The following is a 24,680-nucleotide window of genomic DNA, read 5'->3' on the forward strand; positions in this document are numbered from 1 at the left end:
TTTGGCGAAGCCTGATAAAATAAAATCCGCCCGAGTTTCCGTTTTGGGAGCGGCCCGAAGTGGTCTGTCCGTTGCAGGGCTTCTGAAGTCGCAGGGCGCCGTCGTGTTCGTGAGCGACAAAAAACCTAAAGAGGAATCCGCGCAGGAAAGCAGGACGCTGGATAATCTCGGAGTTGATTATGAATTCGGTGCTCATACGGACAAGATTTTTGATGCGGATTTCATCGTGATCAGTCCCGGTGTACCATCAAACTCAAACTTAGTGCATCATGCTGAGAAGGTGGGTCTGAAAGTTTACAGCGAGGTTGAGGTCGCGTCATGGTTTTGCCGGGCTCCGATTGTTGCAATAACCGGCTCCAACGGCAAGACGACAACGACGACTCTGATTGGAAAAATTTTCGAAAACGCCGGATGGAAAACAATCGTTGCCGGGAATATCGGCTTCCCCTTTTCTGATTATGTCCTTGACACCGATGAGAAGTCCGTCGCAGTGGTGGAAGTGTCGAGTTTTCAGTTAGATCACATTGACACTTTCAAACCGAAAGCTGCCGTGCTTCTCAATATCACACCCGATCACCTTGACAGATATGAAAATTACGAGGCTTATAAGAACTCCAAATTCAGAATTTTCATGAACCAAACTCCTCACGATTTTGCGATATACAATCATGACGATGAAGCAGTCAGCAAGCATTGCAGCAAATTGGACATTATCAAATTACCATTCAGCGTGAAAGGGAAAATTTCTTCCGGCGCGTTTGTTGAAAGCGACGAAGTCTTCTTCGTCGGAGAAGGGAAACAGGATCATCTTATAGGCTCAGGAGAAATAAAAATTCCCGGCATCCATAATCTTTATAATTCTATCGCTTCGGCTCTTGCTGCGAGGTCTCTCGGAGTCTCACCGGGTGTAATTGCAGATACATTGAGAGAATTTCCCGGAGTCGAGCATCGTCTCGAACCGGTGCGTGAACTCGGCGGAGTGAGGTACATAAACGATTCAAAGGCGACGAATGTCGATGCGGTGTGGTACGCTCTCGGAAGTTTCGAATCTCCAATCGTACTGATTGCAGGCGGAAAAGACAAAGGGAACGATTATTCACCTCTCTTCGATCTTGTCAGGAAAAAAGTCCGTGCCATGGTGCTCATCGGCCAGGCTGCGGCAAAAATGCAGAAAGAATTTTCCGACAAGACGAAGTGCGTCATGGCTTCATCCATGGAAGATGCCGTTGCGAAGGCGCGCGGGGAAGCAAAACCGGGTCATGTCGTTCTTCTCTCGCCGGCTTGTGCAAGCTTCGACATGTTTCATGATTACGAACACCGGGGGCGTGAGTTTAAAAGATTGGTAATGGAACTGGAATGAAGAAGATGAAACCCGCAGATAAATGGTTTTTGTTCGCGGTGATCTCACTCATGCTTATGAGTCTCGTCGTCGTTTACAGTGCAAGTGCATTCTGGGCGGAATTAAAATTTCAAAACCCTGCTTACTTGTTGAAGAGCCATCTCTTCAAAGTTCTAGTCGGAATCGTTTTAATCTTTGTCTTTGCGAAGCTCGACTACCATAAATACCAGAAACACGCATTACACATTCTTGTCATTTCCGCATTGTTACTTATTGTCGCACTCGGGCAAAGGGTAATGATAAAAGGTGCCGCTCGCTGGATCCATCTCGGGATTTTCAGCTTTGAGCCTTCTGAGATTGCCAGGATAGCCATCTTGTTTTTCATTGCAGCATACTTGACTGAAAATTCGGAGAAACTCCATGATTACCGGAGTTTATCACAGCCTCTCGCCGCGTCGGGAATAATTGCCGGATTGATTGTCCTGCAGCCGAATTTCAGCACCGCACTGATGATTTTTGCAGTCGTCGGATTGATGTTTGTCGCCGGAGGCGTCGGAAAAGCACATCTTGCAATTTTAGTCGTCGGAGTAATCATAATCGGCGCGGGAGTATTAACGTTTGAATCGTACCGCATTGCACGAGTTCAAGCATGGATGAATCATGGCTCCGGAAATTATCAGGTTCAGCAATCTATAATAGGGTTCGGCAATGGCGGAATTTTTGGAGCGGGGCCCGGCAATAGCAGGCAGAGAAATCTGTTTTTGCCGGAGTCTTACGGTGATTTTATTTACTCGATCATCGGCGAAGAATACGGTTTGTGGGGATCCATCCTGGTTATGTTGATCTTCTTGTTCATAGCTCTTCGTGGGACGGCGATTGCAAAGCTTGCGCCGGATAGATTTGGCTCCTTGCTAGCGGCCGGGATAACTTCCGGAATTTGTCTTTATGCTTTTGTCAACGCGGCTGTGGCGATCGGCATCTTCCCCACTACCGGACTTCCTATGCCGTTCGTCAGCTATGGTGGTACGGCCATGATAGTCAATTCGATAGCGGTAGGAATTGTTTTGAATGTCTCGAAGCAAATTCCCGCTACGGAGAAAGAGTATTACTCAATTGCCAGAAGGAAGAAACATACGGTAAGAGATAATGACGAGCCCGTCGTCGGGAGGGTCTACAGCTGATGGTGAAAGTCGTCTTTGCAGGCGGTGGAACCGGAGGTCATCTTTTTCCCGCTATTGCCATTGCAGAAAGGCTGATGGAAAAGAAAGATGTAGACGTAATGTTTGTGGGCACTAAAAACAAGATTGAAGGTCGAGTCGTGCCCCAGCTTGGCTACAATTTTTTCGCTATCTGGATAGGCGGCTTCTCGCGAAAATTCAAGCTATCGAATCTTCTTCTTCCGTTGAAGATACTCGTTTCCGTTTTCCAATCGCTGAAACTCCTCCTGACATTCAAGCCTCAAGTTGTGGTGGGTACCGGCGGATATGTCTCCGGACCGGTGTGCGCGGCCGCGGTGGTCACCAGGACGCCGATTATTCTTCAGGAGCACAACAGTTACCCCGGCGTGATGACGAGATTGTTTGCGCCGTTCGCTCGCGAAATTCATATTGCGTTTGATTCATCGAGAAGATACTTTCGCTCCACGCGCAATCTCTTCCTGACCGGGAGTCCGATTAGGAAAATGTCGAAGGTTAATCGCAGGGATGCACTAAGATTTTTCGGCTTGAACCCCGAGAAGCACACTCTTCTCGTGACGGGCGGAAGTCTTGGAGCCGTGAGGCTCAATACTGCCGTGTTGGAATCGGTAGATGATCTGTTGAAGCGCGATTACCAATTGATATGGCAAACTGGCTCCGTTGATTTCGATCGAATCATCGGGAGGCAGCGGCAAAATCTTGGCCGAATCATCGTCGAAAAATTCCTGGATAAGATGGAGTATGCTTACTCGGCGGCAGATATTGCCGTTTGCAGAGCCGGGGCTACAACAGTTGCCGAGCTTATCTATTTCAATCTTCCGGCACTCATCGTTCCATATCCTCATGCGGCCGCGAATCATCAGGTGGAGAACGCACGCACGTTGGTTGCGAGCGGCGCCGCCGTCATGGTACAGGAATTTGAGATCGGAGAAAAGTTTAAGAAGGAATTATTTGCACTGGTTGATGACTCTGATCGGCTCTCGGAAATGAGTAAAAAGATCGGCGGACTGTCTCGTGACGATGCGGCGGAAATTATTGCGGAATCAATTTTAAGGATTGCAGGTACAGATGCGTAGACATTTTAAGCGCAGATTTGAATTTTACTACCAGTCCGTGGCGGTATATGCGGTCGCTCTGATCCTATATGCCGTCATAAGAGGAACATTTGCTGAGAGCGAGTTCAAATTGGTCTTCAGAGACCCGATTGTTTATGCTTTCATCTGCGTGCTGATTTATTCGGTAGTTGTTCTTGTGGTGAATATGCTTTTTCAGCGAGACGTCGTGGTTACCGACGATTTTATCATTTTGCAGAACAGGTTTGACAGCAAGACGATCAATCTTACTGAGTTAGAATGGATCCAGGTTGGGAGACCGAAGCGGATGAAGGTACGCGGGAGTTATCGGGTCATAAAGATGAAATTGAAAAATCACTTGAGAGCCGTTCGCATCAACCCGGTCCATTTCCACGACGAAAAGGGAATGATGGAGATTTTTAGGGATCTGAGCGGAAAGATCAATCCTACGACTCTCCCGAAGAAAAGGCTGCGTTCTTTCAGGAGAAAAAATGTTTAAGAGCGTAAGAAAAATTCATATGGTCGGGATCGGTGGAATCGGGATGAGTGGAATTGCCGAGATCCTTATGGACCAGGGTTTTGAGGTTAGCGGCTCGGACAGGCAGCTTACCGAAATAACCGAGCGGCTCGCAAAATTGGGCGCAAAAATTTTCAGGGATCATGCCGCCAAAAATCTCGATGATGCGGACGTTGTCGTATATTCATCGGCGGTTCACCTCGATAATCCTGAACTCGTTGCGGCGGCGGAAAAGAAAATCCCCGTGATAAGAAGAGCTGAAATGCTCGCCGAGCTCATGCGGATGAAATACGGGATTGCAATTGCAGGCACACACGGCAAAACCACCACGACAAGCATGACAAGCCTTGTATTGATGGAAGGTAATATGGATCCCACAGTTATAGTTGGGGGAAAGCTTTCGAGCTTAGGTGGAACTAACGCGCGGCTCGGTCACGGAGATTACATAGTGGTTGAAGCGGATGAGTTCGACAGATCGTTTCTTCAACTAACCCCGGTCATAGCAGCGATCACGACGCTTGAGCGCGAACATCTTGACATTTACTCCGATCTCGAAGACATAAAACGAGCATTTATGGAATTTGCAAACAAAGTCCCGTTCTATGGATTTGTTATTCTTTGTTTGGATGAACCGTCTATCCAGGAAATCCTCCCGTCGATCAGGAAGAAGGTAGTTACTTACGGTATCAGCGCTCAGTCGGATTTGCGCGCAGTAAATATCTCGTTCGCTGAAAACAGAAGCAAATACAATCTTCTCCGGTTCGGCAAGGATCTCGGGGAAATCGAGCTGAGCGTTCCGGGATTGCACAATGTGAAGAACTCCCTTGCCGCAATAGGTATCGGACTTGAGTTGGGGATAGAATTTTCAAAGATCAAGAAGGCCATCGAGTCGTTCGCGGGCGTTTATAGGCGCATCGAATTGAAAGCGGATGTCGACGGTGTCATGGTCGTCGACGATTATGCCCATCATCCTACCGAAGTACAGGCTACTCTATCCGCATTGAAATCAGGCTGGCCTCACAGGCGGGTTGTGGCAGTCTTTCAGCCGCATCTATATTCACGCACGAGAGATTTTCATGATGAATTTGGAAGGAGCTTTCTCAACGCTGATGTCCTGGTCGTCACAGAGATTTATCCTGCGCGTGAGGAACCAATTCAAGGCATCACAGGGGAATTGATCGTAAGCGATGCGAGATCGTTCGGACACAAAGAAGCATTTTACGTTCAGGACAAAAAACAGCTTCCGGAGTTTTTAATGAAGCTAAAAAAATCAGGCGACATCATAGTGACCCTCGGAGCCGGCGACATTACGAAATATGGGGAAGATTTTATCGTCAAGTTGAGAACCGAATCAGTAATACGGAATGCGGGGAATCCCGGAAAACCCATCGCTAGCTCCGAACGTGAGGCCGAAAAAACCGCGGCAAGGAAGAAGTAAATGCTCTCTATTGATCAGATAAAAAAGTTTTTCAGAGGCTACATCGGGATCGGCGAACCGCTGGCAAGGCTGACGACGTTCAAGGTCGGTGGGCAGGCTGACTTTTATTTTGAACCTGCAGATCCAGGTGACCTTGCAGTTTTGGTCAGCCTCTTGAACGAAAACCAGTTTCCGTTCGTGCTCATGACTACCGGAAGCAATATCTTGGTGAGCGACCATGGCTATCGTGGAGCAGTGATTAATCTCGAACGCGGCCTCGGTAAGATTGAATTTGACGGGGAATTTGTGAAAGCGGGTGCAGGAGCAAAGTTGGCACATTTCGTCGATGCCTGTGTAGAAGAAAATCTGCACGGGGCCGAGATGCTTGCGGGAATTCATGGCACTCTCGGCGGAGCGGTCGTGTCGAACGAGCGTGCGTACGGCGGTACAATATCCGATCATCTCGTAGAAGTCGAATTAATTCGCAGAGGGGAGCCGACAAAACTCCCAAAAGAGGCGATCATATTCGGCTACCGGTACAGTTCGCTCCAGGACGACATTGTGGTCGGCGCGTCGTTCAAATTCCCATTTGGCGACAAAACGGAGATGAAGAGAGTTTGCCGTGAGCTGATACTCCGGCGAAGAGAATCACAGCCTGATGATTCCACCAGCGCCGGGTGGATATTCAAAAATCCGGTGATGAACTCGGCCGCAAGGTTGATTGAGAATTGCGGTTTGAACGGTTTGAAGATTCGCGATGCAAGAGTGCCGGAGAAGCACCCGAACTTCATTGTCAACTTAGGAAACGCAAGCTCAGGCGATATACTCAAAATTATTCGCCGCATAGAAGATGAAGTGCAAACAAAGTTTGGTGTGATGTTGGAGCTTGATGTGCGGCTGTTAGGATTTCCCGAAAGAATCGATGGGCGGGTCGAAGAATTGGCGAGTAACGAAGCATGAAAAGAATCGAGCGGACATATCTGAATTTTACTTTCGGTGTTTGCGTGCTCGCTGCCCTTTACCTGACTTCACAAAATTGGAAGAACCAGCTTGTGTTGCAGGATGTAAAAGTCTATGATGCGAGCATATTGACCGACGATGAAGTCAAAACGCTTGCCGATGTCCATGCGGGAAGCAGGCTCTACGGATTAAACCTTTCAAAAATTTCGTCCCGCGTCAGACAAAATCCTTTCGTGAAGGAAGCTACTGTAGTGCGAGCTCTTCCTTATGATTTAACGATAACCGTCCAAGAGCGAAATCCTTTAGCGCTCCTTGCCTTGAAGAGTTCCATGCTTTCGATTGACGAGGACGGCATCGTGCTTCCTGTTCCTTTGGAGCGAAAAAATAACTTGCCGATCATCACCAATATAACCGCTCAAGTCGCGGTCGGGGACACTGCAAAGGATGACTTGATGCAAGCTGTGAACTTTCTTTCGGAGGCAGAGAGATTTGGACCGGCAATTGCCGCCAGCATTGACGAGGTTCAATTGAACGAAGGTAACCTGGTCGTCTTCACGACGGCATCTTCGCTTCCGGCAGTGGTGGGAAAGGGAAATTTTGACAGGAAACTTTTATATCTGCAGAAATTCCTGACGGAAATCGCCGGCAGGGGCGATGCAGACTATTATTATGTCGATCTCAGATTTGACGGGCAAATTGTTCTTGGGATGCAAACCAAAGGAGGCCGACCTGACGCGGTCGGGACTTCGCAAACATTGGGAAAAGTAAACTAAGGTGTTATAAATGAACAACAACATGATTGTGGCACTCGATATCGGAACGACTAAAGTTTGCGCATTGGTGGTGGAGGCCGATTCAAACGGGAGATTGAACGTTCTCGGAATCGGCACAAGTAAGTCTGGCGGCATGAGCCGCGGCGTTGTGGCGAACATTGATAGAACCGTAAAGTCAATTCAGGAGGCTGTGCACGTGGCCGAGTCTAAGCCGGGCATGAAAATAAAAAGCGCCATCGTCGGCATCGCCGGAGAGCATATCGACAGTTTCAAGACAAACAGCATTATTACTATCAGTAATCCAGACCATGAAATAACTGAAAACGATATCGATCGTCTGATCGAAGACTCAAGACGTGTTCATCTTTCACGCGACAGGGAAATCATTCATATCATTCCGCAGGAATTCATAATCGACGGTCAAACCGTTACTCACGATCCTATCGGGATGGCCGGGGTCCGGGTCGAAGCTTCGATGCACGTAGTCACGGGTTTGGTTACTGCCGCTCAGAATATACACAAATGTGTGGAGAGAGCCGGGTTGAAGGTTGAGGAATTGGTTCTGCAGCCGCTCGCTTCGAGCTACTCGGTTCTTACCGAGGACGAGAAGGAAGTTGGAGTTGCGTTGTTAGACATAGGCGGCGGAACCACGGACCTTGCAGTGTTTGAAGACAGGACGATCAGGCACACGGCGGTCATTCCTATTGCGGGTGACCACATCACGACGGATATACGTAAAGGACTCGGCATATTGCCGGAACAGGCAGAAGAATTGAAAGTCAACCACGGGTATGCCATGGTGTCCGAGGTGGTCGATGACGAGCCGATAATAATCCCCGGGATCGGCGGACGAAGACCGATTGAGATAAACAAGAAACTCCTTGCACAAATTGTTCAGCCTCGCGTGGAGGAACTCCTGGACATAGTAGCGATGGAAATAAAGCGTTCCGGTTACTCGCGTCATTTGTCTGCCGGAATAGTCCTCACGGGCGGAGGTGCATTGCTGAAAGGCATGCCGGAGCTGGTTGAATATGTACTTGGTGTGCCGGCTAAGATCGGAATACCGCAGAGCTTTGACGGCGGTTTCGTAAGAGAAGTAGAAAATCCGATTTATGCGACGGCAGTCGGACTGATTCAATATGGCTTGAAACGCGGTGCCGGGAAATCGACGATTCAATTCGCCGAATCGTCCAAGGATGTTTTGGAAGAAGGAAGTCCGAGCAAAAACGGGAAAAGTTTTTTGGATAAAAGTTTACAGTTTCTGAAAAAATTCATCAGCAAAAATATTGACAACGTTTAACAGGAGGTAAGACGTGTTTGAATTAGACACAGATAAGCAAGGCCCGCGAATAAGAGTTGTGGGCATTGGCGGATGCGGTGGCAACGCCGTTAACAGCATTGCAAAGCGAGGTATTCATGGCGTCGATCTGATTTCTATGAATACCGATCTGCAGGATCTTGAGCGCAGCGTCGCGCCGAATAAGATACAAATAGGCAAAACGACGACACGTGGACTTGGAGCCGGCTCAAATCCAGATATCGGCAGACGTGCCGCCGTCGAGGCACGCGAGGAAATTCATCGCGCACTGAAAGACAGCGACATGGTCTTTCTGACTGCCGGGATGGGCGGCGGCACGGGAACCGGTGCTGCGCCGGTAGTGGCGAGTATCCTCAAGGGAGCGGACCGGGACGACGTGAAGAAGGAAGGCCAGGATGAGCGTGCACCCCTTATTGTAGCGGTTGTGACAAAGCCGTTCATTAACGAAGCCAAAGAAAGAATGAGAAATGCTGAAACGGGCATCGAGGAATTGAAGAAATATGTCGATGCTCTGATCGTTATTCCGAATGAAAAGTTGCTGACCATTTCCGACAAGTCGGCAGGTTATCTTGCTTCTTTGCAGAAAATTTACGATGTTTTATACGACGCGATTCGTGGAATATCTGAAATAATCACGAAGCCTGGATTTGTTAATGTTGATTTTGCTGATGTGAGAACTGTGCTCGCTTCCCGCGGCGACGCAATCATCGGAACGGGAATCGCAAGCGGTGAAAGACGTGCGGCAGAAGCAGCGTCTGCGGCTATTTCCAATCCGCTTCTTGAAGAAGTCTCCCTCGAGCGGGTTGAAGGCATCCTGGTCAGTATTACCGCAGGCAATAATTTTGCTCTCCATGAATTCGATGAGATAGTAAAAAGCGTTCGCAGTGTTGCGAAGAACGGCGATGATGAGAGTAAGGTAATTGTAGGTGTTTCGATCGACGAGAAAATAGAAAAAGAAGTTATCGTCACGGTTATCGCTGCGGGTATAAACAATCGCACGCAACCGCTCCCGACCTCTACTCCGGATCCAAGGAAGAAGTTGATGCTGAAGGACAGAGATAAAATCAAAGATCAGACGTGGAGCATCAAGGACTGGCGTTCTTTCGACGAGCCTACTTTTGAGAGGAACGGCATCAATATCCATCTGAACAAAATGGATGAAGAGATAAAAGACGAGACAATCCTTCAGAAGCCGGGCGAAAGACCTGCGTTCTTACGAAAAGTTATGGATTAAGTCTCTGAATGGATATATTATTATGGAAGTCCTAAACTCGGTTACCGAAATAAGGAAACTGCTTGCTATGGAAAAACGCGAACTCAATATCATGATGGTGGAGGATGACCCCGATATACCGAAGTTAGCGAAACTCTACCTGAAACCGTACAAGGACGCGGAATTCAACCTTGTATGGGTCGAGACCGGAGAGGATGCCCTCAAGTTTCTTGCAGACAGTCAAAATCTCGATGTAATTCTTATTGATTTTCAGTTGCCCGGACTCAACGGGTTGGAGACAACCCGTCTGATAAGAGAAAAGGGAGTCCGCATACCGGTGGTTTTCTTGACCAATGCGGTTGATTTCAAACTTGCCATCGAGGCCATGAAGCTCGACGTTGAGGATTACTTGCTGAAGGAAGAAGCAATAACCTCAATTCTTCCCAGCATCATACTGAATCTTGTCGAGCGCGTGAGACTCCGTGAGAAACTCGCGGAAGCAGAAATGAACAAAGTGGCACAGCGTGAAAGGATCGACGGAATAAAAAGCCTCATTGTTACCATCTCCCACGAATTGAATAATCCTCTTGCTGCGTTGAAGTTAGCGATCAATGTTCTGCAACGGAAGGAGATTCCCCCGGACATCATGAGCTATCTTTCGATCATGAAAGAAAACACCGAGCGCATCGAAGGGGTCGTGGCAAAGCTGCGTGACTTGAAAGGCGACAAGGTTACAGCTTATATAGGTAATATAAAAATGATAGACTTATCTGAATGAACACATGGCTGGTAGTGTGTATGCACTTATTGTCGATGACGAAAAAAATGTAACTGATCTTCTTCAAGTTCAGCTTGAAGAAGAGGGGTTCACCGTTGACACGGCGAATGACGGGGCAGTTGGCATAAACAAAATTCAAGCCAAGCCGTATGACGTCATTCTTCTCGATCTGAAAATGCCGAGGATAAACGGGATAGAGGTTTTAAAATTTGCGAAAGAAAACCAGCCCGATTCACAAGTCCTGATCTTGACCGGATACGGCGATATAAAAACTGCCGTCGACACAATCAAGATGGGCGCTTTCGATTTCATCACGAAACCGTATAACTTTGATGAGCTTCTTGTCTCGATAAAGAACGCGCTTGATATGCGCCGTCTCCTCGTTGACAATAAAGTCATGAAGATGGAGATCGGCGAAGGCAAATTCGAGATTGTAGGTGAAAGTCTTGCTCTGAAGAAAGTCATCGAGATCGCATTGAAAGTCGCGAGCAGCGACGCTTCGGTGCTGATCACCGGGCCCAGTGGCTCCGGAAAAGAACTCATAGCTCATCTCATTCACGAAAACAGCGAACGGGCGAAGAAACCATTTGTTGCCGTCAACTGTGCTTCAATACCCGATACATTGATCGAGAGTGAACTTTTCGGACATGAGAAGGGAGCATTCACGGACGCGCATTCTCTTAAACAAGGTCTCACTGAAATTGCGAACGGCGGTACGTTGTTTTTGGACGAGGTTGGCGATATAAGTTATTTAGTTCAGCCGAAACTTCTCAGGTTTATCGAAACTGGGACATTCCGCAGAGTCGGCGGCACGATAGAGATGAGCGTCGACGCCAGGATCATTTCCGCTACCAATAAGGATCTTGACCGTGAAGTCGACGAACAAAAATTCCGTGAAGATTTGCTCTTCCGGTTGAACGTAGTACACATCGAAGTGCCGCCGCTCGGCCAGCGGCGGGAAGACATCCCAATACTTGTCGATCATTTTCTCCAGAAGAAACACAAGGCACGTCGAATAAAGAGAATTTCTGACGCTGCCCTCAAGCTTCTAATGGGCTACGATTGGCCGGGCAACATACGGGAATTGGAAAATGTGATAGAGCGCGCTGCGATACTCGCGCCGAAAGATGAGATAACGCCGGAGTACATCGCACTGAGTTCGAAGTCTAAGTCGGCCGACTTGCGTAGAATTCCGACACGCCTATCTATTGCAGAACTTGAGAAGATTCATATAGAAAACGTTCTTAAAGCTAATGGCTATAACCGTACAAAGTCTGCGCAGGCATTGGGGATCAGCCTTAAGACACTTTACCTTAAAATAAAAAGTTACGAGATAGATACACCTGCACCCAGGGTGTAAATTTTACGGATCGAGACCCAAGGGTGGGCTTTTTCCGAGCGTGAAGGAATTCCTACAGAAAAAAAGCGGAGCCTCAGTCTCTTTCAGCAAACCTCGGCCCCGCATCCTCTTGCCAAAAAATTTATTACTTCAAAATACTTTGTCCATTGTATTGGACCATTTTGAGTTTCTCTACGTCGAGGTTCTGAATATTCTTGGGGAGCGGCGCGTAGTCCAGTGCGGTTGAATATTTTTGTCCTTCGGTGACAGCCCATTGCATAAATTCAACAGTAGCTTTTCCTTTCTCATACTCTGTCTGGTTCCTGTAAATTAGCAGCCAGGTTGCACTGGAGATCGGGTAAGAATCTTTTCCGGGGGCGTTGGTGATCGAGAACCTTAAGTCTTCCGGCAAAGTCTTGGCTGCATTCGCAAGAGCTTCGGTAACCCCGGAGATCGATGGGTGAACAAATACGCCTTCAGCATTCTCGAGGTCTGCAAATGAAATGTTGTTTTGGAGGGCATAGATCAACTCGACATATCCGATAGCTCCGGGAGCACGTGATACCTGTCCGGCGACTCCCTCGTTCCCTTTTCCGCCGATTCCTACAGGCCAGTTCAAGCTGGTCGACTTTCCCACTTTGTCTTTCCACTCGGAGCTTACTTTTGAGAGGTAGTCGGAGAATATATATGTCGTTCCGCTTCCGTCTGCGCGGTGAACCACAATAATGGGGATGTTAGGGAGATCAACGCCGGGATTAAGCTTCTTTATGCTCTCGTCGTTCCATGTTGTAATTTTGCCCAGGTAAATATTTGCAATTGTTTCTCCGTCAAACTTCAACGTTCCTGTCACTCCGGGTATGCTGTAGGCGATGACCACGGCGCCAAGCGTCTCAGGGATGTGGAGAATGGGACCATGTGCCGAGTCGGCCGCGTGCATCTGCTCTTCTGTCATTGGAGCGTCACTTGCCCCCCAATTGACCGTCCCCGCGATCATTTGTTTTATCCCGCCTCCGCTTCCGATGGACTGATAGTTGATCTGGATATCCGGTTTCATATTGTGATATTCATTTGACCATTTTGAAATCAAGGGATAAGGGAAGGTTGCCCCGGCTCCATTGAGTATGGTCTGTGCGTATGTTGCTGCTATTGACATCGCCATGATAGCAGTTACAACCGCGACTCGTTTTAGCATAGTTTGTCTCCTAATGTTTGTGATTAGTTAAGCGTACGTTTAGAATCTATAGACCAAAAAATAAATGCAGGCTTGTTTACCTTCTAGCACTCTAATGCATCTCTAATTTAACATGCCGACGTGACGTGTAGGTTAAGTCTTGGTTAAGTAGACGTAAACTATGGTTAATAAGAATGTTCAAAATCCTCAACAATGTGTGGATCCGATTACCCCCGACATTATCTCAAAAAAACGGGGCCGTAGTTCCTTTTGGTGAACCTTGGCCCCGCATCCTCTTGCCCAAAATATGGGTCTTTTTTTACATCAAACTCTTTCCATCGTAATTCACTTTTTGGAGAAGCTCTAACTCCATCTTTTGAATGGGCTTCGGGATCGGTGCGTAATCGAGCGCCGGTTCCATTTTTTGGCCATCCGTAAGTACCCAGTTGAGGAACTTGACGGTCTCTTCTGCAATTTTCTCGTCTGTCTGATTGACGTATACGATCAGCCATGTCGCACTCGAAATCGGGTAAGAAGTTTTTCCAGGTGCGTCGGTAATCGAGAACCTCAAGTCCGCAGGGACAATTTTTGCTGCGTTCGCTGCTGCGTCGCTGACGCTTTCAATTGTCGGATGAATGAATTCGCCTTCTTTATTCTTGACGGATCCGAACGGCACGTTGTTCTGGAGGGCGTATATCAGGGTCACATACCCGATCGAGTAAGGGGTTTGCTCTACCTGTCCGGTAACTCCCTCATTTCCTTTCGCGCCTATGCCGACGGGCCAATTAACACTCGTTCCTTTACCGACCTTGTCTTTCCATTCCTGAGAGACCTTGCAGAGATAATCGACGAAGATGTAAGTGTCGCCGCTGCCGTCTGAGCGGTGCACAACAACGATCTGCTGGTCAGGAAGATTGACGTCGGGGTTGAGTCCCTTGATCGCCGGGTCGTCCCATTTCGTTATGTTGCCGAGGTAAATGTTTGCAATTACCTCTCCCGTAAATTTAAGTGTCGCATCAACGCCCGGAATGTGGTATGACACTGCAACGGCTCCCATTGCTTCGGGAAGGTGAACCACAGGGCCGTGGGCTTTTTCGCAAGCAGCGATCTGCTGATCATTCAACGGGGCATCGCTTGCGCCGATTTCTACCGTACCGGCAGTCAACTGATTGATTCCGCCGCCGCTCCCGATGGACTGATAGTTAATCTCGACATCAGGATGTGCTTTATGGTAGTCGTTAGACCACTTTGAAAACATGGGATAGATGAATGTTGACCCGGCACCGTTAATTACGGTTTGACCGTGTAAAAGGGCGGCTGAGACGAATACAGCCGCCACTACCATTAGAAATCTTTTTTGCATCTCTTTACTACTCCTCCGTTTAATTGTGCTTGATTTCTTGTCTTAAGATTATTTTGCTGCTGCATCAGCAAGGGTTTAGAACGTTATGAAAAACGTAGCTCTTCCGATGACATCGGCCTTTGACCCGGATAAACCGTATGCTACATATTCGACGTTCGGCATCAAGTGGACATTCTTTCTGACACTCCAGTCGAGAGCACCAACTACTAGATTCTGAACGCTAGTTCCGGCAACCGTGTTCTTGTTGTCGGCATCCGGAGTATACATATCGTACCTGGCGACGAGACGGAGGTTATCTATCAGACCTACCCAACCGTTCACACTGAGACCGTTCTTCTTTGTGGTCGAGCCACCAGCACCGTTAATTCCATTCAAGAAATACTGTGCGCCGAGGCTGAACATGTCATTTGCATAGTTCACAATGACATCGCCTGTTCTATTGAAGACGCTTACGCCCGTTCCATTGTATTGTCCGTTCAGCAGAATAGTGAATTGCTTTACAGGGTTAATCTGCAGATAGAGATAGGCGGCTTTGTATTTACTAGTTGTGGGAGAGAGAGCGCTGTTTCCACTGTTGTTCCCAACGAGCAATCCGGCCGTGAAAGCATCGGAGAATTTCTGGTTGTATGAAATTCCTAGATCCCTCGAAGAAGAAATCCCATGAAGATCCTGGATTGTTTTCTCCAATGACCTATAACCGAAAATTCCTTCAGCCATATTGATTTCCGGCGTTCCTTGCAAACCAATTATAATATTTGCACCATCAGTGACATTTTTCCAATTGATGAAAGCGTCCTTGACCATAACGGATAGTTTACCATTAGACGTACCCGTTGCGGTTGGAAAATTGGATGTACTCGGATCGGACTCTAAACGGAATCTCGCGCTGAAATCCTGAGCTATGTCGTAATCTGTGGTGAGATAAATACGCCTATAATCAAAAGCCTGCATGGCTTTCTGTAATCCTCCTGATGGAGAATAGTTGGAGGTCGACGCGACTCCTAAGTTAGCCGCGTTGATCACATAGTAGTAATCACCGAAGAATAGCCCGGAAAATTTCGGAAGATTCTGAGCGGATGCCATTCCTGCAAAAAGCAGAACGGCGGCAAGAGTATAGATTTTACGCAAATGCACTGTAACTCCTTTTTTAGAACTAAAATTAACCGGTGACGTTGACGTGTTTGTTAAGGCTATGTTAAGGATTTGTAAAATGGAGTGGGCAAATTATTAGTCAAAAGCGGGGCTTGAACAAAAAATACTGCCATAAAATGAAACCAAGATAGAGAATCAAAATCCTGGCTCTAGTCGTCGAAAATTATGGGGTTAGATGTAACGAAACATCCACATCAAGGATTACTTAGCTGTAATTATGGGACTGTACCACAAAAAGTTTTCTAATTTCCGGACTAAATTTCCATGCAAATAATGGCACGGAGGTTGAACCACTATAATTAAATCATGTGGCTCAAGAATAACAAAAATATCGAATATGTAGAGGACACGATAGCGGACCAACGTCCTGCCGAATCAATACTCCGAAGAGGCGGGAATCCCCCCTCTCGCGAAAATCATTCTCATGAATTAATGAAAGGAACGGAGACGATATTTGTCGTCGGCGACCATATGGAATTTCTTGAGATAATCAGGATCAATTTTGAGGATTACGGTTACAATGTGTTGACTGCTGTGGATCCGTATGAGGCCATTCTAATATGCGAAGCATTTGCGGATGAAATTCATCTCCTCATAACCGATGTATTGATGCCCAAGATGAGCGGGAAGGAATTGTATGAGTGGGTAAGGAGGAAAAGACCGCAGATGAAAACGATTTTCGTGTCTGGATTTGCTGCCGGCATGCTTCGTCCTCATGGCGTCTTGACAGATGGAATTGAATTTATGCAAAAACCATTCACCCCTGAAGCTCTTGTCAGAAGAGTTCGCGAGGTACTGGCAAAATAACAGCCCACATAAAGGTGACCGTCACTGACGGCAACATGCTCGAAGGTGACGGTCACACGCTACAATTTACCGCTTAGCTTGACGAAAAATCTGTGGAGATTATGAAATCCATGGACCGGGTCCGCATACATCAGAATACATTTACCCGCGACCACGTTTAACCCGAGATCCTTTCCAATCTTGATTGCTGCCCCACTTTCTGCACCTTGTTGGAGCCAAATATTGCGAAGTCCAATTGATGCCGCTTCGCGTAGGATCGGTTCGACCTTTTCAGGGGAAACACAGATCACTGCGCCATCTATCCGTCCGCGCAGGGACGTCAGATCTTTGTAACACCTCTCTCCCGCAATTTCAGGAAGCGTTGGGTTAACTCCGAAAACCTGATAACCGCGTTTTTTCAACTCTCTGTAGGCGCCGTTACTGAATTTCTTTATGGCATGTGACACCCCGACGATCGCCAATCTTTTTGATTTAATAAATTCTTTGATTGATTGATCCACGGTGATCCCTAACTTGTTGTTGGAAAGAAATTCCCGACAAAAATCTTCACAAGAGCTTACCTCAAATGAACTCTTGAAGCAAGGCGGCATTCCGTATCTGTATGGAGCTATGTGATCGAGTGCATCCCAGAAGGAGCCGGGTAACATTATCTTAACATCTGTCGTAGGGTCTTACGTCAATCATCAGAAAGTCAGAACTGGAATCATAATGAAGAAATGTTTTTCTGTAGCGACCGGTTTTATCGCGGCGTGCCTTGCCTGCTTTCCGAAGCAGGGGCTTTCTTATGATTCGCCCAATCCTGAAAAATATCGTGTTAAGGCTGTACATATTGACCGAAAGATAGATCTCTCCGGGAGATTGTCGGATCCATTGTGGAAGCTTTCTGAGCCGATAGAAATAAGTTATGAGATTCAGCCCGGCGAGAACACGCCTGCCCGACAGAAAACATCTGTCTACGTTCTCTATAATTCAGATTATATTTATTTTGGATTTAACTGCCTGGACTCCACGGCTAACCTGGTCCGCGCGCACATTACGGACCGTGATAAGATGACTGACGATGACTTTGTCGGAATCCTTCTTGATACTTACGGCAACACACAAGGCGGGTATGAGTTCATGGTTAATCCTCAGGGCATCCAGTTCGACGCTGCACGAACTGGCGAAAGTGAGGATGCGAGTTTCGATTGCATGTGGTACTCTGCCGCTCAAGTGAACGACACAGGCTACACGGTAGAAATCGCACTTCCGTTCAAAAGCCTCCGATTTCCTTCGGCTCCCGAGCAGCACTGGATAGCTGAGTTTGTGCGGAACATGCCGCGAGAAAGCCGCTATCAAATGACATGGACGCCGATAGACAGGAATAATCCTTGCCTTTTCTGCCAAAGTGGTACGATCGATGGCATTGAGGGAGCAGAAGCCTCTAATAATCTTGAACTCTTGCCGTATGTCATGGGAGTTCAATCGAGTTCTTTGAATGATGCAGGGGACCCTGCGTCGGGATTTGCCAAGGGACCAGTCACGGGCCGGATCGGAGCCGGAATAAGGTATGCACCATCATCTTCGTTTGCACTTGCAGGAGTTTTGAATCCTGATTTCAGCCAGATCGAATCCGATGCCGCGCAGATTAGTGTCAACAATACATTTGCCATTTTCTATCCCGAGAAGCGACCGTTTTTCCTGGAAGGTGCAGATCTTTACAGCACAGTTGCAAGCATATTCTATTCACGTATGATAAACAATCCTCTCGCATCGGTGAAGATCACGGAAAAATCGGGCTCGTTCTCGCTTGCCTACCTCGGTGCTGAAGACAGAGAATCGCCTTTCATTATCCCCGGCGAAGAGGAGAGCGATTTCGTATCATCATCGCTGAAATCATGGAACAATATCTTACGAGCAAAATATAACATCGGAAAAGAATCGTTTGTCGGCGGATTGGTCACTACGAGAAATTTCATGGACGCACATAACTATGTTGGCACTGTCGATTGGAGTGTCCTCTTCGGTGGCAACTACTATTTAACCGGGCAAGCCGGTTTAACGCACACAAAAGAAATAAATGATCCTTCTCTATTTTCCAGCGATAGACTTTTTGGATCGACGTCCTACACGGCGGCGTTCGACGGAGAAAGCTACGAGGGTTCCGGCTATCAGGTAGATATAACACGAAACGCCCGCAATTATAGTTTCGACCTCGGCGGTGTAAGCGTATCCCCGACGTTCCAAGCGTATGATGGATACACAACCTCAACAGACAAGCGCCAGATCAACTTCTGGCAGGGTTACACAGTCTATTTCGATAGATCCTTCGTCGAAAACGCGTCTTTGCAGACGAACTCAGGAGTCGCGTTTAACTATGATGGCGCTCGTAAAGGTGAATGGGGTTCGATCCAAGCGCAGGCGAATCTAAGAGGTCAAACTTATGTATGGGCCGCTTACTATCCGGTTCAAGAAGAGCTTTTTCACAGCGTCCAGTTCCATAAACTCTACCGTACCGAGGTTCAATTGAATACGAATCCAATCACCGGATTTGCATTGTATCTGTGGGCTCAGGCGGGAAGACTTATCTACCGTGTTGACTCGCCGGACCTTGGAAGAGGTTACAACTTGTCGTGCGAGACTGTCGTAAAGCCGACCGATAAGTTCTCCCTCGACTTGACTTACACTCGTTCACGGCTCTGGTCTTTTTACACGCAGCAACTTTTCTTCGACGGTTACATCGCACGTTGTGCCGTCGTGTATCAGTTCTCGGCTCAACTGTTCGTGAGACTGATCAGCCAGTACGATCAATTTGCAAAGCAGCTTCAAATCGATCCGCTCATCAGCTACAAGCTCAATCCCTTTACGGTCTTCTATGCCGGGTCAGATCACAACTTCGCAAGGTTCGACGAGCCTTACGGAATGCGAAGAACAGTCCAGCAATTTTTCGTGAAGCTGCAATATCTTTGGCAGAACTGAAGACAATTGCCGGTTTGCTAATTCTTACCTAAGTATCATTTCTACATTTGACATTCACTGAAAAATGTTGGACATTAGTGGCATAAAAGCAAAGCCGGTAGCAATCTTACTTTTTAATGCTTCGGGACGTCGAGGTGTCCTCATGGAGCTTATACCGACTAGAGGATAGATAAACATGAAAATGCTTAGAGATGAGATTTGGAAGGACTAAGAGGAGGGAGAACCAAGATGGATCAGGAAAATTTGAACACGCTGAGGGGCGGTATATTCTCGCGCATTCGGAATATCGTGTTAGATAGATACGGCCAGGATATTCCGATGTCCCTAATCGAAGATTATCCACAAACCGAGGCAGCCCTCAAACGAATCGAACGGCTCAAATCGTTCAAAGCTGACGACGATTTGTTGAATTTGTTCGAAGCTTTCCACAAGATTGTAACAGGGAGTTACGGTCATTGCCTGTTTTGCCGGAAAGAAATTGATGTCCAGAAGCTGAGATCGAATCCGCTGGCGAAGTTTTGTGATGAATGTGAAAAAACCTTGAACCTGGCAAATAACGCGCGCGAGACCGATCACCTCCTGTCAATATATTAGAGCGGCTACCCGCTCTTTGGCAGTGGAATACTTTCAGACCGTCGTCCCGGCAGTTGAGACCGAGGAAGTAATTACAGATGCGATCTCCTCAAGAGGCACAACGGAGTCTGCAATTCTTGCGTCGACGATCGCCTTTGGCATTCCGTAAACGACGCATGTGTCTTCGCTCTGTGCCAGTATCTTGCCGCCGGCGGACTTAATCATCTTTGCACCTTCAAGTCCATCTTTCCCCATTCCGGTCATTACTATCGCGAGCACGCGCCCGCCGAAAGTGTCGTAAGCCGAACTGAACATCACGTCAACCGAAGGACGATGCAGCGTATCGTTTGGAAGTTTCGAAACTACGAGAAAAACTTTTGAATCTTCGCGGGAAAATTTTAAATGAAATCCGCCCGGTGCGATAAAAACTTTCCCGTTTACCAATTCCATCCCGTCTTCAGCCTCGCAGACTTCAAGGCGACTGATGGAATCTAATCTCTCCGCGAGGGACTTTGTAAAGAGCGGAGGCATATGCTGGACTATCGCAATTGGCAGTGGAAAATCCTCCCGAAGCGAAGGGATGACCCTTTGGAGTGAGAAGGGACCGCCCGTAGAAATTCCTAAGACAACTATCTGTGCATTCGATCCGTCAATTAAGGAAGATTTTTTCGGGACGGAGGCCGTGTTCGACAATGGAGGGGAAATGATCCTTGTTCCCCTCCGGGCAACTGCCTTGATCTTCGAAATCAAATCTCCTTTGATTTTTGTGATATCCATCGAGATGTAAGAAAGCTGTTTTGGTATGAAGTCAACGGCTCCTGCTGCGAGTGCATCGATAGTCGCGCGTGCACCCTCAAGCGTCAGAGAGCTCACCATCAAAACAGGCAGCGGGTTATCCTTCATGATTTGCTTCAATGCCGTTATTCCATCCATCCGTGGCATCTCAACGTCGAGCGTCATCAAGTCTGGGTTCAGCTCTCTCACTTTTTCGATTGCCTCAAGTCCGTCTCTTGCCGTTCCCACGACTTCGATGCCGTGATCCTCTTCAAGCATCATGGATATTGCCTTTCTCATGAAGGCAGAATCATCAACAACGAGGATTCTAATTGGCATTATTCGTTTACTTCTCTGGAAACCCTTGCCGAGCTTGCCTTCTGCGCAAGTCGAAGAAGTTCGCCCGCATCCAAAATCATTATTACTCTTCCGTCACCGAGAATTGTCGAGCCTGCAATTCCAGGAATGTTCTTTAAATACGCACCAAGAGGCTTTATAACGATTTCTTTCTGCCCGATAAGCCGGTCCACAACTATTCCAAACTTGTGGGTTCCAATACCGACGACCACGGTATAAAAAACTTGCGTCGATTCATCCTGTCCCGGGACTTCGAGGATATCGGATATATCGACAAGCGGCAGAACTATTTCTCTCAATCTTATCACCGGACGACCATGTACAGTGGAGATAGCCTCCTTAGGAGTGTGCACCACTTCGAGCACGCTGCTCAGCGGAACCGCAAATGTTTCTCCTCCGACCTTGACGAGCAAACCCTGGATGATCGCCAGCGTTAATGGGAGTTTCAGAGTGAATCTCGTCCCTTTGCCTACCGAGGATTCGACGGATATCATGCCGTTCAACTTCGTGATATTGGTCTTTACTACGTCCATCCCGACGCCTCTTCCTGAAACGCTGCTTACTTTCTGTGCAGTGCTGAAGCCTGGTATAAAAATGATTGAATATGTATCCTCAGGCTTCATCTCATTTGCTTCCTCCTGAGTTATTAACCCTTTTTCCAGCGCTTTCTGCTTAATTTTTTCCGGATCTATTCCGGCGCCGTCGTCCTGTATTTCAATTACGATGTGATTCCCTTCATGTCCTGCAGATAGATGGATCGTACCCCGTCGCGGTTTGCCGATCGATTCTCTGACCGTCGGCGACTCGATACCATGATCGGCGGCGTTCCTTATGAGATGGACTAGCGGATCGCTTATCTCTTCGATGATCGATTTGTCAAGTTCCGTCTCCTCGCCTTGGATGATGAGGTCTATTTCCTTCGAAAACTCTCTGGCAATGTCGCGAACAAGCCTTGGAAATCTATTGAATACTTTTCCGATTTGCACCATCCTTGTCTTCATCACGGCAGTCTGGAGTTCGGTCGTGATGAAATCTATCTGAGAGCTTGTTTCGTTCAACTGGTGAGCGAAGTCTTTGCTTCCTGGATTATCTTCCACGTTGCTGACGATCTGAGTCAGCCGGTTTCTTCCGAGAACAAGTTCGCCGACCAGGTTCATCAGATGATCGAGCCTTCCGACGTCAACGCGGATAGTGGTATCGGCCATCCGGTCCAGTTTTTGAGCCTGAGAAGCTTGATTGGCAGATTCCTTTGAGCCGGAAATCTCCTGCGGCGGAGCATCATGGGCGGGGTCTTGAGAAATTGTCTTTTGCTCCACCTGTTTCCCTCTTTTTGCGATTTCCGGCTTAGCCCCACTGGAGAGGGCCGCTAGCTTACTGATCGTAGGAGACAGGTCGATCTCCTGTATGTCGCGGTCTATGACTTGTTTTAAAAGGGCCTTCATTAAGTCGAATGCTTCGAGCATTACATCAAGCATCCCCGGATCATATTTCAGCTCACCCCGCCTTAATTTGTTCAGTACGTCCTCGAACCTGTGAGCGATTGTGCTCATTTGCTCGAAGCTCAGAAAACCCGATGTTCCCTTTACCGTGTGAACGGCCCTGAAGATCGAATTGATCAGTTCTTTGTCGTCCGACCTCTTTTCTATCTCAAGGATTTCGTTGTCGAGTTTCTCGAATATTTCCTTTGTTTCAATTACAAAACTTTCGACGATATCTCTCATCTCGTCGGCAAACATGGGGTGACTCATTGGCGCCCTTTCCCGAAAAGCTTGTCTATCTCTTCTTGTGAAGTCGGATTCGCTGAGTTCTCTCCGATCGAGTCGGCCTTCTTTTTCATACGATTTGCATTTCTAATCATCTCATCAGCCGTTTTTTGCCTCTTGGGCGAGTGATCATACGTAGCATCTGGATCAAAAGTGTGGTTCTCCGTTTTCTTGATCTCCGTCACCAACTCACTTCCGCTCAACTTGAATTTGTCGATCAGACCCGACAGCCTTTCTTGCACCGATTCGATGAGGTGATTGACAGAGGAGATCTGTTGGGCGGTGATATCCTGAACCTGGAGGGAAAACATGATGTCGTTTGACTTGGCACGAATTTCCTTCAGGCTTCGTTCGAGACCTTCGGCGTTTGACTTGACCGCCTTCAGGTGGTTTTGTTTCTTTTCATGCAGGTCGATGATTTCCTGGAGAAGTGTCTTATTGCTGTCGCTGATCGAATTGCGGACAGCCTCGATGGTTTTCTTATCGAGGACGTCTATCGCTGCCAGGTCGCCGGTGGCCGTCTGAAAATGTGAATCGATGGTATTCAATCGCGAAAGCACGCGGTCCAAGTTGTCAAGGATTTCCGTTGTAGCCAGCTCGGTAGCTTTCCTCACCTTGTTCAATTGAGATGACGCGCGAGGCATCTTGCTGGTGCTCTCATAGATCGACAAATTAATCTCTTCGAGGACAGGAACGATGTCGTTTACGAATTGGAACAGCTCCTCAAGAAAAGGAATGACCCGCTGCCCGAAAATGAAGAGAGCGCGCAACTCATTAATCTTGTCAAGAATCCCGCCGAGATTTTTCGAATCCATTTTGCCCTCTTTCATGTTTTTGATTCTCAAACAGTTTTCATAACTAGATCTATTTTTTCTTTCAATACCTGCGGTGTAAATGGTTTTACGATGTAGTTGTTCACTTTCGCTTTGAGCGCTTCCATCACGTCTTCCTTCATGCCGCGAGTCGTAACCATGAGTATGGGTAACTCTGCGAACTGTTCCTCGCTGCGCACTGCTTTTGTGAATTCGAGGCCGCTCATGTTCGGCATATTCCAGTCGGTTATTATAAAGTCTATTTTGTCGACGTAAAGTTTTGTGATTGCATCCTTGCCGTCTTCTGCTTCAATAATATCATCGTACCCTAAACTCTTCAGCGCATTGTTGACGATTCTCCTCATAGTCTGAGAATCGTCAACGACCAGAAACTTCATTTTACGGCTCCTTAACTTAAATACTTCGCAACTTCGTACTGAATTCTTTTTTGATCGAACGGTTTCAAGAGGTATGAATTTGCACCAAGTTTCATCCCGGTTTCGATATCCTGCTCATTCGTCAGTGAAGATAAGATTATGACCGGTGTCTCGCGGTACTCCCTATCTTCACGAACCGCTTTCAGGAATTCGAAGCCGTCCATGTTCGGCATGTTAAGATCGGTTATGATCAGATCGACTTTAGTCTTGGAGAGTTTTTCAAGTGCCTCCATTCCGTCTCTTGCGGCAATTACGTTGAATCCCTGGGCTCGGATGGCGAACACAAGAAATTTTCGAATCGATTCTGAATCGTCAACGATCAATACTGCTTTTGATGACATCTTTTACTCCTTCATGTAAGCAATTGCTTTTTCAAAATGCACGGGCATCAACGCCTGTGTCAGACCGTAAAGAGTTTCAGAATAGCCGACGAATAAATATCCGCCTTTGTTCATGGTGTCATAAATCAAAGAGACAACGGTCTGTTTCGAATTAAAGTCAAAATAAATCAGGACGTTGGCGGCGAAGACGACGTCGACGCCCCTTGTGGTACGCATAGCAGCTCTGTCGAATAGGTTGATCTGTTTGAA

The 24,680-nt window shown here is 47.4% G+C and carries 24 protein-coding genes; 14 read left to right on the forward strand and 10 right to left on the reverse strand.

The annotated features are described in order from the left end of the window. Position 1 precedes the first annotated feature (1 nt). The 11 genes from murD to VLX91_02630 are packed head-to-tail and all read left to right on the forward strand — an operon-like array spanning position 2 to position 11,944. Complete coding sequence (gene murD, locus VLX91_02580) at positions 2-1,360, forward strand: UDP-N-acetylmuramoyl-L-alanine--D-glutamate ligase (GenBank protein HUI29077.1); 1,359 nt, start codon at positions 2-4, stop codon at positions 1,358-1,360. Then, complete coding sequence (locus tag VLX91_02585) at positions 1,357-2,520, forward strand: putative peptidoglycan glycosyltransferase FtsW (protein ID HUI29078.1); 1,164 nt, start codon at positions 1,357-1,359, stop codon at positions 2,518-2,520. The genes murD and VLX91_02585 overlap by 4 nt, the downstream gene beginning before the upstream one ends. Then, entirely contained in the window at positions 2,520-3,611 is a 1,092-nt protein-coding gene (murG, locus tag VLX91_02590) for an undecaprenyldiphospho-muramoylpentapeptide beta-N-acetylglucosaminyltransferase (GenBank protein ID HUI29079.1), read from the forward strand. The genes VLX91_02585 and murG overlap by 1 nt, the downstream gene beginning before the upstream one ends. Beyond that, on the forward strand, positions 3,604-4,107 hold the full coding sequence (locus VLX91_02595) for a hypothetical protein (protein ID HUI29080.1): 504 nt from the start codon (positions 3,604-3,606) through the stop codon (positions 4,105-4,107). The genes murG and VLX91_02595 overlap by 8 nt, the downstream gene beginning before the upstream one ends. Beyond that, positions 4,100-5,563, forward strand: coding sequence for a UDP-N-acetylmuramate--L-alanine ligase (gene murC, locus VLX91_02600; GenBank protein HUI29081.1), 1,464 nt, complete (start codon positions 4,100-4,102; stop codon positions 5,561-5,563). The genes VLX91_02595 and murC overlap by 8 nt, the downstream gene beginning before the upstream one ends. Beyond that, the gene (gene murB / locus VLX91_02605) at positions 5,564-6,502 is read left to right on the forward strand and encodes a UDP-N-acetylmuramate dehydrogenase (GenBank protein ID HUI29082.1); all 939 of its coding nucleotides are present in this window, start codon (positions 5,564-5,566) and stop codon (positions 6,500-6,502) included. It abuts the gene before it with no gap. Then, a complete protein-coding gene (locus VLX91_02610; protein ID HUI29083.1) occupies positions 6,499-7,275 on the forward strand; it encodes an FtsQ-type POTRA domain-containing protein in 777 nt (258 codons plus the stop codon). Before murB ends, VLX91_02610 begins: the two co-directional genes overlap by 4 nt. Before the next feature lie 10 nt (positions 7,276-7,285). Then, complete coding sequence (ftsA, locus tag VLX91_02615; GenBank protein HUI29084.1) at positions 7,286-8,575, forward strand: cell division protein FtsA; 1,290 nt, start codon at positions 7,286-7,288, stop codon at positions 8,573-8,575. Between the two features lie 13 nt (positions 8,576-8,588). After that, positions 8,589-9,827, forward strand: a complete 1,239-nt coding sequence (gene ftsZ, locus VLX91_02620; protein ID HUI29085.1) for a cell division protein FtsZ — start codon at positions 8,589-8,591, stop codon at positions 9,825-9,827. A gap of 22 nt (positions 9,828-9,849) precedes the next feature. Further along, the gene (locus VLX91_02625) at positions 9,850-10,584 is read left to right on the forward strand and encodes a response regulator (protein HUI29086.1); all 735 of its coding nucleotides are present in this window, start codon (positions 9,850-9,852) and stop codon (positions 10,582-10,584) included. A gap of 4 nt (positions 10,585-10,588) precedes the next feature. Next, positions 10,589-11,944: a sigma-54 dependent transcriptional regulator gene (locus tag VLX91_02630; protein ID HUI29087.1), complete on the forward strand. Its 1,356-nt coding sequence runs from the start codon at positions 10,589-10,591 to the stop codon at positions 11,942-11,944. A gap of 124 nt (positions 11,945-12,068) precedes the next feature. Here VLX91_02630 and pstS (VLX91_02635) read toward each other — a convergent pair whose 3' ends face one another. The 3 genes from pstS (VLX91_02635) to VLX91_02645 all read right to left on the reverse strand — a co-directional run bounded on the left by pstS (VLX91_02635) (position 12,069) and on the right by VLX91_02645 (position 15,591). Continuing rightward, on the reverse strand, positions 12,069-13,115 hold the full coding sequence (gene pstS / locus VLX91_02635; GenBank protein HUI29088.1) for a phosphate ABC transporter substrate-binding protein PstS: 1,047 nt from the start codon (positions 13,113-13,115) through the stop codon (positions 12,069-12,071). 298 nt (positions 13,116-13,413) lie between these two features. Then, on the reverse strand, positions 13,414-14,457 hold the full coding sequence (gene pstS, locus VLX91_02640) for a phosphate ABC transporter substrate-binding protein PstS (protein ID HUI29089.1): 1,044 nt from the start codon (positions 14,455-14,457) through the stop codon (positions 13,414-13,416). A 75-nt stretch (positions 14,458-14,532) separates the two neighbouring features. Next, positions 14,533-15,591: a hypothetical protein gene (locus VLX91_02645; GenBank protein ID HUI29090.1), complete on the reverse strand. Its 1,059-nt coding sequence runs from the start codon at positions 15,589-15,591 to the stop codon at positions 14,533-14,535. Between the two features lie 450 nt (positions 15,592-16,041). Between VLX91_02645 and VLX91_02650 the strand changes: the two genes are divergently transcribed. Continuing rightward, a complete protein-coding gene (locus VLX91_02650; protein HUI29091.1) occupies positions 16,042-16,416 on the forward strand; it encodes a response regulator in 375 nt (124 codons plus the stop codon). A gap of 59 nt (positions 16,417-16,475) precedes the next feature. Here the strand turns inward: VLX91_02650 and VLX91_02655 are convergent, their stop codons facing one another. Next, entirely contained in the window at positions 16,476-17,063 is a 588-nt protein-coding gene (locus VLX91_02655) for a CoA-binding protein (protein ID HUI29092.1), read from the reverse strand. A 61-nt stretch (positions 17,064-17,124) separates the two neighbouring features. Between VLX91_02655 and VLX91_02660 the strand changes: the two genes are divergently transcribed. Both VLX91_02660 and VLX91_02665 read left to right on the forward strand, forming a co-directional pair. Next, positions 17,125-19,374, forward strand: a complete 2,250-nt coding sequence (locus VLX91_02660; protein HUI29093.1) for a DUF5916 domain-containing protein — start codon at positions 17,125-17,127, stop codon at positions 19,372-19,374. A 228-nt stretch (positions 19,375-19,602) separates the two neighbouring features. Then, positions 19,603-19,968: a TraR/DksA C4-type zinc finger protein gene (locus VLX91_02665; GenBank protein ID HUI29094.1), complete on the forward strand. Its 366-nt coding sequence runs from the start codon at positions 19,603-19,605 to the stop codon at positions 19,966-19,968. A gap of 33 nt (positions 19,969-20,001) precedes the next feature. Here VLX91_02665 and VLX91_02670 read toward each other — a convergent pair whose 3' ends face one another. From VLX91_02670 to VLX91_02695, 6 genes are all read right to left on the reverse strand, one after another. After that, positions 20,002-21,060, reverse strand: a complete 1,059-nt coding sequence (locus VLX91_02670; protein ID HUI29095.1) for a chemotaxis response regulator protein-glutamate methylesterase — start codon at positions 21,058-21,060, stop codon at positions 20,002-20,004. Next, positions 21,060-22,826 (reverse strand): chemotaxis protein CheA, encoded by a 1,767-nt coding sequence (locus VLX91_02675; GenBank protein ID HUI29096.1) that lies wholly within the window; start codon positions 22,824-22,826, stop codon positions 21,060-21,062. The genes VLX91_02670 and VLX91_02675 overlap by 1 nt, the downstream gene beginning before the upstream one ends. Then, positions 22,823-23,656, reverse strand: coding sequence for a hypothetical protein (locus VLX91_02680; GenBank protein HUI29097.1), 834 nt, complete (start codon positions 23,654-23,656; stop codon positions 22,823-22,825). Before VLX91_02680 ends, VLX91_02675 begins: the two co-directional genes overlap by 4 nt. Positions 23,657-23,682: 26 nt before the next feature. Further along, on the reverse strand, positions 23,683-24,051 hold the full coding sequence (locus VLX91_02685) for a response regulator (protein HUI29098.1): 369 nt from the start codon (positions 24,049-24,051) through the stop codon (positions 23,683-23,685). A gap of 11 nt (positions 24,052-24,062) precedes the next feature. Continuing rightward, positions 24,063-24,431, reverse strand: a complete 369-nt coding sequence (locus VLX91_02690; protein ID HUI29099.1) for a response regulator — start codon at positions 24,429-24,431, stop codon at positions 24,063-24,065. Positions 24,432-24,434: 3 nt separating this feature from the next. Next, positions 24,435-24,680: CheR family methyltransferase (locus VLX91_02695; GenBank protein ID HUI29100.1), on the reverse strand; the 246-nt coding region annotated here is incomplete at its 5' end.

This window comes from Candidatus Acidiferrales bacterium (genome assembly GCA_035515795.1).
Lineage (GTDB): Bacteria > Bacteroidota > Ignavibacteria > Kryptoniales > JAKASW01 > JAKASW01.